This window comes from Actinoallomurus acanthiterrae, from assembly GCF_054775715.1.
In genome coordinates, this window is sequence record NZ_BAAHCO010000001.1 from 11,124,143 (window position 1) to 11,137,863 (window position 13,721).

The window sequence follows — 13,721 nt, forward strand, 5'->3', positions numbered from 1 at the left end:
TCCCATGGTCTCCACCGCCGTCATCGGCGCGACCGGCCGCACCGGGCGGATCATCGTCGACCAGGCCCTGGCCCTCGGCCACCAGGTCACCGCGATCGCCCGGCGGCCCGCCGCCCTCTCCGGCGTTCATCCTCGCCTCACGCCGGTCGGCGCCGACGTCCGGACGCCCGGTTCGCTGCACGGAATGCTCGCCGAGCACGACGTCGTCATCTCCGCGCTCGGTGCCGCCGGACGGGGGCCGACCACCGTCTACTCGACCGGCACCGGCGAGATCATCTCGGCTATGAAGCCCGGCCGGCGCCTCATCGTCATCTCCTCGGCCGGGCTCGGCACGCCGGCCGACGCCGGAGCCGCCACCCGGCTGCTGGCCCGCGGCCTGCACCGCCTCATGCGCCACACGTACGCCGACATGACCCGGATGGAAGAGCTCCTGGCCGACAGCGACCTGGCCTGGACCGCCGTACGCCCGACTCGGCTGACCGACCGGCCCGCCACCGGACGCCCCCGCACCTCCATCGGCGCGACCGGACGGGTCGGCGCCCAGACCTCCCGCGCCGACCTGGCCACGGTCATCCTCGACCTGATCGACGACCCCCGTACCCATCGCACCGTGGTCGCCGCCTCCTCCTGAACCGCGCGCTCATCGCCCTTCCCTGCGGCGCGCGTTCAGAAGATGTCGGCGAAGCAGCCGAGCGTGACGGCCACCGCGATCACGGCCACCGACATCGTGATGAGCACTCTGGAACGCCACATCGTGATCCTCCTTAAGGGACGGACCGTCCGCCGGCGTCGCACTCGTCCTCGCCGGGCCTTGACGGATCAGGTCAGGCGACGACGGTCGCCTCGATGGACACCGGGATGTTGTCGCGGGTGGCCTTGGAGAAGGGGCAGAGCCGGTGGGCATCCGCGCCGAGCGCGTCCGCGGTCCGCTGGTCGACACCGCTGAGCTCGATACGGAGGACGGCGCCTAGGTCGAACTCGTCCGTGTCGCTGTGGTGCAGGGTGACCTCGGCCGTGACACCCAGCACCTCCGCGCGGACGCGCCGCTGCGCCGCCGCACGCTTGAGCGCGCCCACGAAGCACGCCGACCACGCGGCGGCGAACAGCTGCTCGGGGTTGGTGCCCCCACCAGCGCCGCCGAGCTCCTTGGGAACGGCGAGCGTGACGTCGAGGAGGCCGTCGGAGGCCGCCGCGCGGCCTCCGATACGGCCCTCTCGAGTCGCGGTGACGACGGCGGTGTAGCTGGAGGCCATGGCGATGCCCTTCCGGAACGAACGCACTCGGGAGTCGAAGGTGCGTCATCGGTTTAACTGATGACGAGATTCGCATCGGCGAGCGTCATCTGTCAAGCCGATGACGCGACTCACCACCGTGTCACCGGGGGACGATCAGTCGGCCGCGGCCGAAGGACTCGGCACAGGCATGCGGTGCGGGAATCCCAGCCGAAGGACGGCGGCCGCGATCGCGGCGGCCAGGACCACGGCGGCGGCCAGGATCAGTGCCTGGTGGTAGCCGTGGTGGAGCAACGGGGCGACGACCAGCGGTCCGAGGATCTGGCCGACGGAGTATCCGGCGGTCAGCAGCGCGACCGAGCGGGGGAATCGCAGATGGGCGCCGGTGGCGAGCGCGATGGTGCTGACGCCGAGGAACGTGGCGCCGAAGAGGAGCGCCGAGATCAGCGCCGCGGCCACCCCGCCGACCAGGGCGGGCAGGGCGATGCCGATGGCCTGCACGACCAGTGCGGCCAGCAGGAGGTCGGGACGAGACCAGCGCCGGGCCGACCACGCCCACAGCGCGCAGGAGGGGACGGCCGCCGCTCCGACCAGTACCCAGGCGCCGCTGCCGATCCACCCCGGAGAACTCTGCTCGATCGCGGCGACCAGGAACGTCCCGGCGATGATGTAGCCGATGCCCTCGAGCGTGTACGACGCGAACAGCGCGGTGAACCAACGGTGCGTGCGCGGCGACGCCGCCTGTTCTGGTTCCGGGGACGGCGTGGTCAGGGGCGCCGGTTCGGGGCCCAGCTTCCACGAGGCGGCGGCGAACAGCGCGGCCAGCGCGGCGGACGCCCACCAGGCGGCACGCCAGTCGGCGACCGAGCGCAGGAGCAGGACCAGCAGCCCGGACAGGGCGATGCCGGCGCCGACCCCGCCGAAGGCCCAGCCGGGCAGATGAGCGGGGTGGTCGCGCAACCGGTCGAGCAGTGAGCCGACGGCGATGACGAAGATCAGCGCGCTGGCCACGCCGGCGCACAGCCGAAGCGCCAGCCACAGCGCCGTCGTGTCCGTCAACGGCATCGCGGCGAGGGTCACCGCCAGTACCAGCAGGGAGCCGCGCAGGACGACCGAAGAGCGCATCAGCCGCGGCAGGAAGATGCCGGCGAGGGCTCCGGCCAGGTATCCGACGTAGTTGGCGGTCGCGAGATCCGCGCCACTACCGGCCGACAGGCCGGCCTGGGCGTGCATCAGCGGAAGGATCGGGGTGTAGACGAAGCGGCCGACACCCATTCCGGCCGCCAGAGCGGCGGCGGCCTGGATGACGTGGATCCAGGCCGAGCGGTGCACGGCGCCGTGCGTGGTGCGGTGCTGCAGGGACGATGCAATCACGATGTTCCTCGAGAGGGCGGGCCCGTACGGGATGCCGGACGGCTCGCCGCTGTACAGGGTGTCGGGTGGCTCCCGGCCGTACGGGACGCCGGGCCGCGTCCCGCCGTACGCGATGCCGGGCAGGCCTCGCCGTACGAGATGCCGGGCCGCGCCCCGCCGTACGGGATATCGGGCCGTTCCCCGCCGTACGGGGTGCCGGGCAGGCCTCGCCGAACGAGATGCCGGGCCGCGCCCCCGTCGCACGGGATATCGGGCCGATCCCCGCCGTACGGGATGCCGGGCCGCTCGCTGCCGTACGGGATGCCCGGCCCGCGCCCGGCCGTACGAGATGCCGGGCCGCGCCCCGCCGTACGGAATGCCGGGCGGCTCTCCGTCGCACGGCATGTCCGGCGGCTCGCCGCCGTACGGTGCTTCGTGCGAGGAGCGTGCCGTCGGTCGGCCGATGGCGCTGCCGACCGCGCTCCGGCGCATGCCCGTCGGCGCGGGCATCAGGGCGAAAGGTCGTGTCGGTCAGGTGGCGTCGCGCGTGCCCGGGTCGTTGGGATGGGGCTCCACGGGGGTGACCGCGAGCGTCATCCACGGGCGCAGGGGCAGGGTTCCGAGGACCTTCTCGTGCAGGTCGATCTCGTCATCCGCGCGCCACAGGCCGATGCTGCGAAGCTCCCCTACCGGGCGCCACAGCCGGGCCAGGTGGCCGGTGGCGGCCAGTTCCTTGGCCCGTACGACTTCGGCGGCGCGGCGGCGCTCGACCTCGGCCGGATCCGTACCCTCGGGGACGGTCGTGGTGATCTCTACCAAGAACTCCTTCATGGCGATTCCTCAATGCTTGTCGGCGGGCACCTGGGCGATGCCGGACGCGCTGTGGCGTTTCCCTGGGTCCAGCGTGCGCTTGTCACCAGGGCAAACACCACGACCGGCTTCCTCCCTGCTGATAGGCGCAACCTCCCAGGCGCCTAACATGCAGGAGTGGAGCTGCGCCAGTTGCGGTACTTCCTCACGGTCGCCGAGGAGCTGAACTTCGGGCGGGCCGCTGAGCGGCTGCTGATCGCCGGGCCTTCTCTGTCGCAGCAGATCAAAGCGCTCGAACGCGACCTCGGGGTCCGGCTGTTCGATCGCGACCGCCGCTCGGTCGCCCTCACGCCGGCCGGCGCGGCCCTCCTGCCGCACACCCGCGCCCTGCTGGAGCGCGCCGACGACCTCCAGCGGCGTGCGGCCGGGATCGCCGGTTCTGAGCCGGTACGGCTCGGTTACGTCAACTGGGTGCCCGCGGACCTGGCCGCCCGAACGTCCGCGGTCGCCCGGCTCCACGTCGACGCCTGGATCGCTCCCTCTCACGCCCAGGCCGCCCGGGTCGCCGACGGCAGCCTCGATCTCGCGGTGTGCTGGGTACGGACGACGGACCTCACTCGACACGGTCTGCAGGGCAGACTGCTAGGCGCCGACCGGCTCTACGCCGTCTCCACCGGCGAGGACACCGGCGACGTCGAGGCCCGCGACACCGCCGTCCTCCTCGACGACGACACCACGTCCTGGGAGTCCTGGAACCTCTTCGCCGAGCAGCTCGTCCGCGACACCGGCGCCCAGGAGATGCGCATCTCCGACGGCGGAGTCACCGGCCCGGCCTTCTTCGACCACGTCCGCCGCAGCCGGCGCCCGATCGTCAACTGCCCCAAAGGACAGACCACCCCGCTGCCGCCCGACCTCGTCCAGCGCCCGGTGATCGCCCCGAAGGTCTACTGGACCTGGTCGCTCGTCTGGCGCCGCACCGAGGTCCGCTCTGCCGTGCTCGCCGCCGCGGACGCTCTCACCGACGGCATCGGCGACCTCGGCATCCATGAGCCGGACGCCTGGCTGCCCGACGGCGACCCCTACAAGGGGTAGTCCACGCCACGGATCGCAGGGCCTCATCCGAGAATTCGCGACGGCGCCCCGGCACCCACCGACTAGAGACGATCGGCTTCGACGACGGCATCGGCGAAGGCCCGGGGTGCCTCCTGCGGCACGTTGTGGCCGATGGCCTTCAGCGTCCGGTGCGCGTACTTGCCGGAGAACTTGCCGCGATACGACGCGCCGTCGCCGGGAGGCGTGAAGGGATCGAGCTCACCGTCCAGGGTGACCGTCGGCACCGCGATGACCGGACCTGCCGCGAGCCGCTTCTCGAGGTGGTCGTATCGCGGGTCGCCCTCGGCCAGGCCCAGACGCCATCGGTAGTTGTGAATCACGATGCTGACGTAGTCGGGGTTGGTGAAGGCCGCCGCGGTCCGGTCGAACGTGGCGTCGTCGAAATCCCATGTCGGGGACACGTTCTTCCAGATGAGCCGGGTGAAGTCGTGCGTGTTCCGCTCGAGGCCGAGCCGGCCTCGTTCCGTGGCGAAGTAGTACTGGTACCACCAGGCCCATTCGGCCGCGGGCTGCAGCGGGAGCTTGTTCTTCTCCCGGTTGGTGATCAGATAGCCGGTCACGGAGACCAGCGCCTTACAGCGTTCCGGCCAGAGTGCGGCGATGATGTCGGCCGTCCGCGACCCCCAGTCGAAACCGGCGAGGACCGCTTTTTCGATCTTGAGGGCGTCCATCAGGGCGATGATGTCGAGAGCGATCACCGACTGCTGGGCGTTCCGGAACGTCCTGCTCGAGAGGAAGCGCGTCGTGCCGTGGCCGCGCAGATACGGGACGATCACCCGGTAGCCCTCCGCCGCCAGCAGCGGCGCGACGTCGACATAACTGTGGATGTCGTACGGCCAGCCGTGCAGAAGCACGACCGTGGGACCGTCGGCAGGGCCGGACTCGGCGTATCCGATGTTCAGGACGCCGGCATCGACCTGCTTCAGCGAGCCGAAGGACGTGTGCGTCCCCGAACCGCCCGTGAGCAGGGATGCGCGCTTCGTCTGGTCGAGCGTCGCCGCCGAGGCCGCCCTCTCCGCGACGGGCAGTGAGGCCGCGACCGCCGCTCCGGTGAGCATCTTCGAAAAGGTCCGCCTGTCCATGGTGACCGCCTTTCGGGCACGTTCTCAGCCGATGGCGCGGCTGGGCGCCCGGTCGTCGAACGCCGCTAAGGAGCGTTCGACGCCGACCGGGGCGGCTCGACCGCATCATCGGTTCAACTGATGACGAGCTTTGCACGTCGAATCGTCATCGGTCAAACTGATGACATGGAACACGCCTTCCCCTGCGGCAACCCGGCACTCGACTTCGTCGGAACGCTGCGCGCCCGGCGCAACGCCACACCACGGGAGATGCTCACGTCGCCGAGCAGCCTGGACGCGTGGTTCCGGGAGTCGGGGATCGTCGACGGCGACACGAGCTCCCGTCCGGCCGACGTCCCGAAGGCGGTGGCGCTCCGGGAGGCGGTCTACTCGCTCGTCGCCGCGAAGCTGGCGAACGACGGCTTCGACGAGAACGCGCTCTCGCTCGTGAACGCCACGGCGCGCACCCCCTGCACGATCCCGCAGCTCGGCCCCGCCGGGCGACGGATCGAGGCCACCCCCGACCAGGCTCTGTCGTCCATCGCGCGGACCGCGATCGACATCCTCGCCGGGCCGGACGCGTCGCTGCTCAGCGAGTGCGGCAGGCCCGAGTGCACGCAGGTCTACATCGATCGTTCACGTGGGTCACGCCGAGAGTGGTGTTCCACCAAGTGCCGCCACATGGTGAACGCCGCCGCCTACCGCGCCCGCAAGCGAGAGGACCGGTCCCGGCCGGCCACCACACGAGCGCGCTGACCGCGAGCCCCGCTGTGCCCCGCGACCGCAAGCCGAGCGACGTCAGTGCGGCGATCTGCGCATTTCTCTCGGGCCGTACGGGTTAGTGTCCGTGTCGTGGAACACGGGGCGAACAGGTTGATCGCCGAGCGTTACCGGCTTTCCGCCCAGGTCGGCAAAGGCGGGATGGGCACCGTCTGGCGGGCCTGGGACCTCGTGCTCGACCGCGAGGTCGCGGTGAAGGAACTGATCCTCCCCTCGAACCTCGAAGGACCAGAGCGGGCGGTCCGCATGCGGCGGGCGATACGGGAGGCGCGCTCGGCCGCCCGGCTCGACCATCCGGGCATCATCACGGTCTTCGACATGATCGAGCACGAACGCACGCCCATGGTCGTCATGGAGTTCGTCCGCGGGCGATCCCTCGAGCAGATCGTCGCCGCCGACGGGCCGTTACCTCCATCCCAGGTCGCCTCGATCGGCGCCCAGATGCTCGACGCCTTGCGTGCGGCGCACGCCGCGGGCATCGTTCATCGCGATCTGAAACCCGCCAACGTCCTGGTCACCGACCGCCGCGTGATCATCACCGACTTCGGGATCGCCAGCATGACGGGCGACTCGTCGCTCACCGCAGCCGACGAGCGCCTCGGCACTCCCGCGTTCATGGCACCGGAGCAGGCGAACGGCATGGAGGCCACACCGGCGTCCGACCTGTGGTCGCTCGGCGCGACCCTGTACACCTGCGTCGAGGGCAGGCGGCCGTTCGCGGGCTCCGGCGCCTGGGCCGTCCTGGCGGCGGTGCTCACCGCCGATCCGCCGGCTCCGCTGCGCGCCGGACCGCTGACCCCGCTGCTGCGCGCACTGCTGACGAAGGATCCCAACGCGCGGGCCACCGCGGCCGACGCGGCGGCGGCCTTGGACGCCGTGATCTCCGGGCACCATGCCGCCGGACCCCCGCGCGAGAACGACCGGCCGACGGCCACGAAGCCGCTGACTGAGCGACCGGTCCTACCGGTACCCCGGCACCGTACGAGCACGGCCGCGCTCGCCCTGCTCGGCGTGCTCTTCCTGCTGGCGGTCGTGACCGTGAGCGCCGTGGCACTGTGGGCGTACCGGCTTCACTCCGGCCACGCCGCCGCGGCGGGCGGATCGACGGCCGTCCCCTCGACCACGGCGACAGGGCCGGACACCACCTCGTCCGCCTCCACCACCGGTCCGAGCACCGGAAGAGCGACCCTGGGCGTGCTGCTCGACACGACCTATCCCGGCCCCGGCGCACGCATCGCCACCGCCGGCACGAACGGCAGGCCCGCCGTCGTCCCGGGAGGTCCGGCCGCCATGGCCGGCCTCCAGCCGGGTGACATCATCACCGTCTTCGGCGGCTCCCCCGTCAGCGACACCAGGGCCCTGGTGGCGCTGCTCCCGCGGTACTCGCCAGGCGATCGCATCATCCTCACCTACCAGCGCTACGGCCTGCCGATGACCATTCAGGTCATCCTGGGCCGATGACCGGCGCATCGCCGAGCGGAAAGCCCTGTCCGCCGAGAACTCCCCACTATCACCCGATTTCGTCTGGGCGGCGTGGCACAGTGGCGTGGGTGCGGAGGGAAGATCTGCTGGAGCGGCTGGCCGGCCTGCGCCGGGCGAACGTGGGCGGCGTCCGCGCCCCGCACAAGCCGTTGCTGCTGCTGTGGCTGTTCGGGCGGCTGACGGCCACGGGGAGCAGCGCCATCACGTACGAAGAGGCCGAGGAGCCGGTCAGCCTCCTCATCAACGAGTTCGGCCCGCCCGTCGCGAGTCCGTCGGCGGCTCGGCAGCGCGCCGCGATGCCGTTCGTCCACCTCGAGCGTGAGCTCTGGGAACTGCGGGACGGCGGCGGCGCCGAGATCGGCCCGGACGCGCCGGAACGTCGCGGATGGCTCCTCGACCGCGCGGCGACCGGACGGCTACGGCCCCCGGTGGAACGGCTGATGGCCACGCCGTCCACCATGGCGGCGGCCGTACGGGTGCTTCTCGACCGTCACTTCACGCCCGCCCTGGCCGAGCTGATCTGCACGGCGGTCGGCCTGGACCTCGCCGCCCTCGACCCGACGGCCGCCGCCCCGGCGTCCGGGGGACGCGGCCGCAAGGCGGGATTCGCCGAGCAGGTGCTGCGCGCGTACGCCTACGCGTGCGCGATGTGCGGTTTCGACGGAGCGCTCGGCCGCAACCCCGTCGGCCTTCAGGCCGCGCACGTCCGATGGCACAGCCAGGAGGGGCCGGACGAGATCGACAACGCGCTCGCCCTGTGCGCCCTGCATCACGCCCTGTTCGACCTGGGAGTCCTCGGGCTGACGAGCGAGCTTCGCATCCGCGTGTCAGAGCTGTACGTCGCGCGCAGCGAAACCGGCCAGGCCGTACACGCGCTCACCGGACGCCGTCTGACCGCTCCGCAACCGGGCCGGCCGACCCTCGCCGCCGACCACGTCGCCTGGCACACCCGGCAGGTGTTCAAGGGCCACCCAGCGGCGGCCTAGCGGGGCCGGTGGACCTTCGTCCGGCTACGCGGCGTCCACGGCCAGAGCCACTGGACAGGTCCTCGAGCCGATCGGCTCTGGCACCGTGCCGCCGCAAACGGTCCTGCCACCGTACGGGTCAGCGGGCCCATTCCGGGTCGCGGCCGAGGTAGCGCAGCAGTGCGGTGGTGGCGTCGTCGGCCGGGTGCGGGTCGAGGGCGGGCGCGTAGGCGAAGCCGCGGAGCGGCTCGGCGAGGGCCTCGGCCACCGGCAGGAGGCGCTCGGACAGGTCGGCGCTCAGCGGCGACGGGCGACCGGTGGCCACCGCGATGTCCCAGGCGTGCACGGCGGCGTCCAGCGCGGCGGCGCCGACGGCGACCTCGGCCGGCAGTGACCCCTGCGGCAGCGGCGTCGGGACGGCCTGCGCGTCCGGCGTCACGGTGGCGAAGGCCCGCGCCGAGACGTCCAGGGCGGTCTCGAGGAGGTCTTTCGGGTCGCCGGGAGCGTCCGTCGCGGGGTCGAACGGGTTCTCCTCCGGCCCGCCCGCGCCGGTGATCACGGCGGCGTAGGCACGCTGGTCGCCGGCGGCGTGCCGCAGCACCTGCGCGACGTTCCACTGGTCGCACGGCGTCTTCGCGGCCCAGTCGGGGACCTCGGCGACGGCTGCGCGCAGCGCGTTGTGGGACTGCTCGAGCAGCGACCAGGACGTAGCGGTCATGCGAACCTCCAGGTTAATCGGAACGGATCGTTCTGTTCAAACTCTATCGGAACAGAGCCTTCCGTTCAAGCTAGAATCGAGACCATGGAGCCCAAGACCCCCGGCCTGCGAGGCCGCCAAGCCGAGGCCGCCCGCAACGACCGGGTGATCCTCGACGCCGCCCGAGCCGTGTTCATCCGCGACCCTGGGGCGCCGATTTCGGCGGTGGCGGAGGAGGCGGGCGTGGGCGTCGGCGCCCTGTACCGGCGCTACGCCGGCAAGGAAGAGCTGCTGCGGACGCTCTGCGAGGACGGCCTGCGCCGGTTCATGGCGATCGCGGAGTCCGCACCGGCCCGGCACAGCGATCCCTGGGACGCCTTCGCCGCCTTCGTGAGCGAGGTCATCGACTCGGACGTGCACTCGTTGACCGTGCACCTGGCCGGCACGTTCACCCCGACCCCGGGGATGCACCGCCTGGCCGCGGACGCGTCCTCACTCGCCGAGCAGATCCTCGAGCGCGCGAAGACCGCCGGCGCGCTGCGGCCGGACGTGGACGCCCGCGACATCCCGATGATCTTCGATCAGATCACCGCGATCCGGCTCGGCGACGCCGACCGCACCGCCGCGCTGCGCCGCCGCTACCTCACGCTCGTACTGGACGCGCTGCGCGCCGACCCGTCGGCCACGCCGCTGCCCGCGTCCCCACCGAGCGACGAGGAGCTCGGACGGCGGTGGCGGCACACGGAGTCGGCACGTTCCTCGCAGCACCGCCCCCGCCGATGACCCGGTCGTTGGCGGGAGCACGCGTGCTACGGCATCCCGGCGCCCGGCTCGGTGGAGCCGGGAGGTCGGCGCGCCCAGAAGAGCGCGTGGCCGCCGTCGCCTTCGGGGACGAAGTCCTGGAGGGTGACCTGCAGGCCGGACTCCTGGAGCCATGAGCGATAGGTGGCCGCGTCGGCCTGACTCCACCACATCGTGGCGGTACCGCCGAGCCAGTTCTCCTCGACACCCGTCCAGGCGTCCTGGCCGACGATCGCCAGGAGCCACCCGCCCGGGCGCAGCCATCGGGCGATGCCCCGGAGGAGGCAGGGCTGTTGCCCGAGCGGCATGTGGATGAGGGCGTAGAGACAGATCACAGCGTCGAAGGAGCCGGCCGGAAGGCACAGCCGGGTGGCATCCGCTCGCATGAACGTCGCGTCCGGGACGAGACGGCGGGCCCGCTCGATCTGGACATCGCTGATGTCCACGCCGGTCACACGGTGCCCGGCCGTGGCGAGGGAACGGGCGACCGGGACGCCGCATCCGCATCCGACGTCGAGGACGTCCGCGTGCTCGGGGAGGCGAGTTCGCAGGTCCGCCAGCCAGCCGGCGTACTGCCCCGCTGGATCGTCGTCACCGCGGTAGCGGTGCGACAGGGCGTTGTAGCCGGCTCGGACCACGTCCTCGCTTCCCGTGCCAGGGTCCATGGCCGGCAGGCTATGCGCCGTACGGGCCGGCGGCCGAGTGGTTTTTCCGGTGATGGGACCCCCTCGGCAGTGGCGGCCGGACGGCGCCGCGCCGTACGGTCGCCCCGCCGGTCTCAGTCCAGATCGGCGAGCTTGCGCTGGAGCAGGCGGCGCTCGCGCTCGTTCCCGCAGAGCCGTACGGCGAGCTCGAGCTCATGGCGCGCGTCGTCGAACTTCCCGAGGCGTCTGAGCAGCTCGCCGCGTACGCTCGGCAGCAGATGAGAGCCGGCGAGGCCGCCCGCCGCGACCAGGTCGTCGACGATGGGCAGCGCGGCCGCCGGGCCCTGGGCCATCGAGACCGCGACCGCCCGGTTGAGCTCGACGACGGGCGACGGCGCCAGCCGGCCGAGCGCCTCGTAGAGCAGCACGATCCGTTCCCAGTCCGTCTCCTCGACCGACGCCGCGACCGCGTGACACTCGGCGATCGCCGCTTGCACGCCATAGGCGCCGAGACCACGACCGACCCTCCCGGCCTGGGCCAAGGCCGCCCGCCCGCGCCGGATCGCCGCCCGGTCCCAGCGCCAGCGGTCCTGCTCCTCCAACAGGACCGGTTCGCCATCGGCGTCGAGGCGTGCCGGGAACCGTGCGCCGGTGAGCTCGAGGAGCGCGAGCAGGCCGTGCGCCTCCGACGCGTCCGGGACCAGCCGCGCCAGGATCCGGGCCATCCGGATCGCCTCGCGGGCCAGGTCGGGGCGGATCCACTCACTCCCGGAGGTGGCGGTCGAACCCTCCGTGAAGATCAGATACAGCACGCTGAACACCGAGCCGAGCCGCTTGCGGCACTCGTCGGGCGGCGGCACCTCGAACGGCACCCGCGCGGCCGCGAGCGTCTTCTTGGCCCGCGTGATCCGAGCCTGCACCGTGGCGGTCGGTACGAGGAAGGCCCGGGCGATCTCGTCGCTCGTGAGACCACCGAGGACGCGGAGCGTGAGCGCGATCTGCGCCTCCCGCGCCAGCACCGGGTGGCAGGCGATGAACATCAGAGCCAGCACGTCGTCGTCGATGCGGTCCGGATCCCACAGCAGGTCGCCGTCCGGCGCGCGCGTCCCCGGGTCACCGGAGGCGACGCCGCCCTCGTCCAGATGCCGGGCGAGGGCGGCGTACCTCTCGTCGAGAGCCGAGCGGCGCCGGTAGGAGTCGATGGCACGACGCCGCCCCACGGTGAGCAGCCATCCCGCGGGATTACGCGGCACGCCGTCGCGCGGCCAGGCGACGAGCGCCTCGGCCAGCGCTTCCTGGGCCAGGTCCTCGGCCAGCGCGAAATCGCCGGTGAACCGGGCGAGCGTGCTGACGATGCGCGCGGACTCGATCCGCCACACCGCCACAACGGCCTGCCGGCCGCCGCCCGGCGGGACCACAGCCGACCGGCCGCCGTCCGGTGGGGTCACAGCTGGCCGGTTGCCGCCCGCCACGCCCGCTCCTTCTGAATCCACTCGTTGTCCTGCGGGAACTCGTCGATACCGGTGACGCGACGGATCTCCGTCTTCAGCCCGGGACCGCTCATCGGCGCCCGCTTGGCCCACGCGACGGCCTCTTCCTTCGAGGCGACGTCGAGGATCCAGAAGCCGCCGAACAGCTCCTTGGCCTCACCGTACGGCCCGTCGGTGACGACCGGAGGGTCGGAGGAGTAGTCCACGACGACGCCCTGCGCCGCGTCGTCGAGACCCTCCGCGGCGACGAGCACGCCCGCCTTGATCATCTCCTCGTTGAACCGGCCCATCGCCTCGATGATCTCGTTGAAGTCGACGTCCTTGAAGGAGGCGTACGCCTCGTCGGTCGCGCGCATGATCAGCATGTACTTCACGGTCTTCTCCCGCAGAGTCCCGGGCCCCGTTCGGACCCTCTCACCCCTGAGTCGAACGGCGGAACCGCCGAATCGACATCGCGGGCAAAAAATCCGATCAGGACGCCGGGAGTTCGGCGAGCCGGGCCAGCGCCGCGGCGGCCGGCCCGCCGGGTTCGGGCCGGTAGGCGATGATCACCTGGCCGTCGGCGCCGTCGATGCGCAGTACGTGCCGGCGCATCGGAAACCGGCCGACGAGCGGATGATCGAACAGTTTCGTCTCGTCCCGGGTCGGGTGGACGTCGTGACGTGCCCACAGCCGCCGAAACGTCTCGCTGTCCGCGGACAGCTCGGCGACCAGCGTGCTCAGCGCCGGGTCGTCCAAGGCCGCGCCGACCGCCGCTCGCAGCGCGGCCACGGTGGAGCGCGCGACCGCCGGCCAGTCGACGTACCAGGCGCGGGTCTCCGGATCGAGGAACACGTCGCGCACCAGGTTGCGGCCGGGCCGGTGCGCCGGCACCAGCGCCCGGGCCAGGGCGTTGCTCGCCAGTACGTCGAAATGCCGTCCCCGTACGTACGCGGGGACGCCGGACCAGGCGTCGAGGAGTTCCTGGATGCCCTCGGCGAGCTCCTCGGGGGCGGCCGGCGGACGATCCGGCGCCGCCAGCCGGTGCAGATGCGCCAGGCCGTCCGCGTCCAGTCGCAGCGCCCGGCTCAGGGCGGCGAGTACCTGGGGGGACGGATTGCGGTCGCGGCCCTGTTCCAGCCGGACCAGGTACTGCTCGCTCACCCCCGCGAGCGCGGCCAGCTCGGCCCGGCGCAGGCCGGCCACCCGGCGCCGGCCGCCCCCGTCCACGCCGACCTCTTCGGGGCGAACGAGGGCACGACGCGCCTTCAGGTACTCACCGAGTCGGTTGTCGCCCGTCACGGCCGCACTGTA

15 protein-coding genes are annotated in these 13,721 nt (G+C 72.2%); 6 read left to right on the top strand and 9 right to left on the bottom strand.

Going from position 1 to position 13,721, the window contains the following annotated elements; genetic code table 11:
• Nucleotides 1-4: 4 nt before the first annotated feature.
• On the top strand, nt 5-631 hold the full coding sequence (locus ACYVF7_RS52475; protein ID WP_460354819.1) for an NAD(P)-dependent oxidoreductase: 627 nt from the start codon (nt 5-7) through the stop codon (nt 629-631).
• 193 nt (nt 632-824) lie between these two features.
• Here the strand turns inward: ACYVF7_RS52475 and ACYVF7_RS52480 are convergent, their stop codons facing one another.
• From ACYVF7_RS52480 to ACYVF7_RS52490, 3 genes are all read right to left on the bottom strand, one after another.
• Nucleotides 825-1,280, bottom strand: coding sequence for an Ohr family peroxiredoxin (locus ACYVF7_RS52480; RefSeq protein ID WP_460354821.1), 456 nt, complete (start codon nt 1,278-1,280; stop codon nt 825-827).
• Between the two features lie 108 nt (nt 1,281-1,388).
• Complete coding sequence (locus ACYVF7_RS52485) at nt 1,389-3,095, bottom strand: YbfB/YjiJ family MFS transporter (protein WP_460354822.1); 1,707 nt, start codon at nt 3,093-3,095, stop codon at nt 1,389-1,391.
• 21 nt (nt 3,096-3,116) lie between these two features.
• The gene (locus ACYVF7_RS52490; protein WP_460354825.1) at nt 3,117-3,416 is read right to left on the bottom strand and encodes a muconolactone Delta-isomerase family protein; all 300 of its coding nucleotides are present in this window, start codon (nt 3,414-3,416) and stop codon (nt 3,117-3,119) included.
• 156 nt (nt 3,417-3,572) lie between these two features.
• Between ACYVF7_RS52490 and ACYVF7_RS52495 the strand changes: the two genes are divergently transcribed.
• Nucleotides 3,573-4,487, top strand: coding sequence for a LysR family transcriptional regulator (locus tag ACYVF7_RS52495; protein ID WP_460354827.1), 915 nt, complete (start codon nt 3,573-3,575; stop codon nt 4,485-4,487).
• A 62-nt stretch (nt 4,488-4,549) separates the two neighbouring features.
• On the opposite strand, the gene ACYVF7_RS52500 is transcribed toward ACYVF7_RS52495, so the two are convergent.
• Nucleotides 4,550-5,590, bottom strand: coding sequence for an alpha/beta fold hydrolase (locus ACYVF7_RS52500; RefSeq protein ID WP_460354828.1), 1,041 nt, complete (start codon nt 5,588-5,590; stop codon nt 4,550-4,552).
• Nucleotides 5,591-5,755: 165 nt separating this feature from the next.
• On the opposite strand from ACYVF7_RS52500, the gene ACYVF7_RS52505 reads away from it, so the two are divergent.
• The 3 genes from ACYVF7_RS52505 (at nt 5,756) to ACYVF7_RS52515 (ending at nt 8,817) form a co-directional block, all read left to right on the top strand.
• The gene (locus tag ACYVF7_RS52505; RefSeq protein ID WP_460354831.1) at nt 5,756-6,325 is read left to right on the top strand and encodes a CGNR zinc finger domain-containing protein; all 570 of its coding nucleotides are present in this window, start codon (nt 5,756-5,758) and stop codon (nt 6,323-6,325) included.
• A gap of 96 nt (nt 6,326-6,421) precedes the next feature.
• Nucleotides 6,422-7,810, top strand: coding sequence for a serine/threonine-protein kinase (locus ACYVF7_RS52510; RefSeq protein WP_460354832.1), 1,389 nt, complete (start codon nt 6,422-6,424; stop codon nt 7,808-7,810).
• An 89-nt stretch (nt 7,811-7,899) separates the two neighbouring features.
• Entirely contained in the window at nt 7,900-8,817 is a 918-nt protein-coding gene (locus tag ACYVF7_RS52515; RefSeq protein ID WP_460354834.1) for a phosphorothioated DNA-binding restriction endonuclease, read from the top strand.
• Nucleotides 8,818-8,935: 118 nt separating this feature from the next.
• On the opposite strand, the gene ACYVF7_RS52520 is transcribed toward ACYVF7_RS52515, so the two are convergent.
• Nucleotides 8,936-9,514 carry a TIGR03086 family metal-binding protein gene (locus ACYVF7_RS52520; protein WP_460354837.1) on the bottom strand — a complete coding sequence of 193 codons (579 nt, stop codon included), beginning with the start codon at nt 9,512-9,514 and terminating at the stop codon, nt 8,936-8,938.
• An 84-nt stretch (nt 9,515-9,598) separates the two neighbouring features.
• Between ACYVF7_RS52520 and ACYVF7_RS52525 the strand changes: the two genes are divergently transcribed.
• Nucleotides 9,599-10,276 carry a TetR/AcrR family transcriptional regulator gene (locus ACYVF7_RS52525; protein WP_460354839.1) on the top strand — a complete coding sequence of 226 codons (678 nt, stop codon included), beginning with the start codon at nt 9,599-9,601 and terminating at the stop codon, nt 10,274-10,276.
• A gap of 26 nt (nt 10,277-10,302) precedes the next feature.
• On the opposite strand, the gene ACYVF7_RS52530 is transcribed toward ACYVF7_RS52525, so the two are convergent.
• The 4 genes from ACYVF7_RS52530 to ACYVF7_RS52545 all read right to left on the bottom strand — a co-directional run bounded on the left by ACYVF7_RS52530 (nt 10,303) and on the right by ACYVF7_RS52545 (nt 13,709).
• Nucleotides 10,303-10,959, bottom strand: a complete 657-nt coding sequence (locus ACYVF7_RS52530; RefSeq protein WP_460354842.1) for a class I SAM-dependent methyltransferase — start codon at nt 10,957-10,959, stop codon at nt 10,303-10,305.
• A 113-nt stretch (nt 10,960-11,072) separates the two neighbouring features.
• A complete protein-coding gene (locus ACYVF7_RS52535) occupies nt 11,073-12,356 on the bottom strand; it encodes an RNA polymerase sigma factor (RefSeq protein ID WP_460358570.1) in 1,284 nt (427 codons plus the stop codon).
• A 26-nt stretch (nt 12,357-12,382) separates the two neighbouring features.
• A complete protein-coding gene (locus tag ACYVF7_RS52540) occupies nt 12,383-12,802 on the bottom strand; it encodes a YciI family protein (protein ID WP_460354843.1) in 420 nt (139 codons plus the stop codon).
• Between the two features lie 97 nt (nt 12,803-12,899).
• Nucleotides 12,900-13,709 (bottom strand): helix-turn-helix domain-containing protein, encoded by an 810-nt coding sequence (locus ACYVF7_RS52545; protein WP_460354845.1) that lies wholly within the window; start codon nt 13,707-13,709, stop codon nt 12,900-12,902.
• Between the last annotated feature and the right edge of the window lie 12 nt (nt 13,710-13,721).

Excerpts from the sequence above, each read along its gene's own strand:
- ACYVF7_RS52475 (WP_460354819.1), top strand. The coding sequence starts at position 5 with ATGGTCTCCACCGCCGTCATCGGCGCGACCGGCCGCACCGGGCGGATC.
- ACYVF7_RS52485 (WP_460354822.1), bottom strand. The coding sequence starts at position 3,095 with ATGCCCGCGCCGACGGGCATGCGCCGGAGCGCGGTCGGCAGCGCCATC.
- ACYVF7_RS52490 (WP_460354825.1), bottom strand. The coding sequence starts at position 3,416 with ATGAAGGAGTTCTTGGTAGAGATCACCACGACCGTCCCCGAGGGTACG.
- ACYVF7_RS52500 (WP_460354828.1), bottom strand. The coding sequence starts at position 5,590 with ATGGACAGGCGGACCTTTTCGAAGATGCTCACCGGAGCGGCGGTCGCG.
- ACYVF7_RS52505 (WP_460354831.1), top strand. The coding sequence starts at position 5,756 with ATGGAACACGCCTTCCCCTGCGGCAACCCGGCACTCGACTTCGTCGGA.
- ACYVF7_RS52520 (WP_460354837.1), bottom strand. The coding sequence starts at position 9,514 with ATGACCGCTACGTCCTGGTCGCTGCTCGAGCAGTCCCACAACGCGCTG.
- ACYVF7_RS52525 (WP_460354839.1), top strand. The coding sequence starts at position 9,599 with ATGGAGCCCAAGACCCCCGGCCTGCGAGGCCGCCAAGCCGAGGCCGCC.
- ACYVF7_RS52530 (WP_460354842.1), bottom strand. The coding sequence starts at position 10,959 with ATGGACCCTGGCACGGGAAGCGAGGACGTGGTCCGAGCCGGCTACAAC.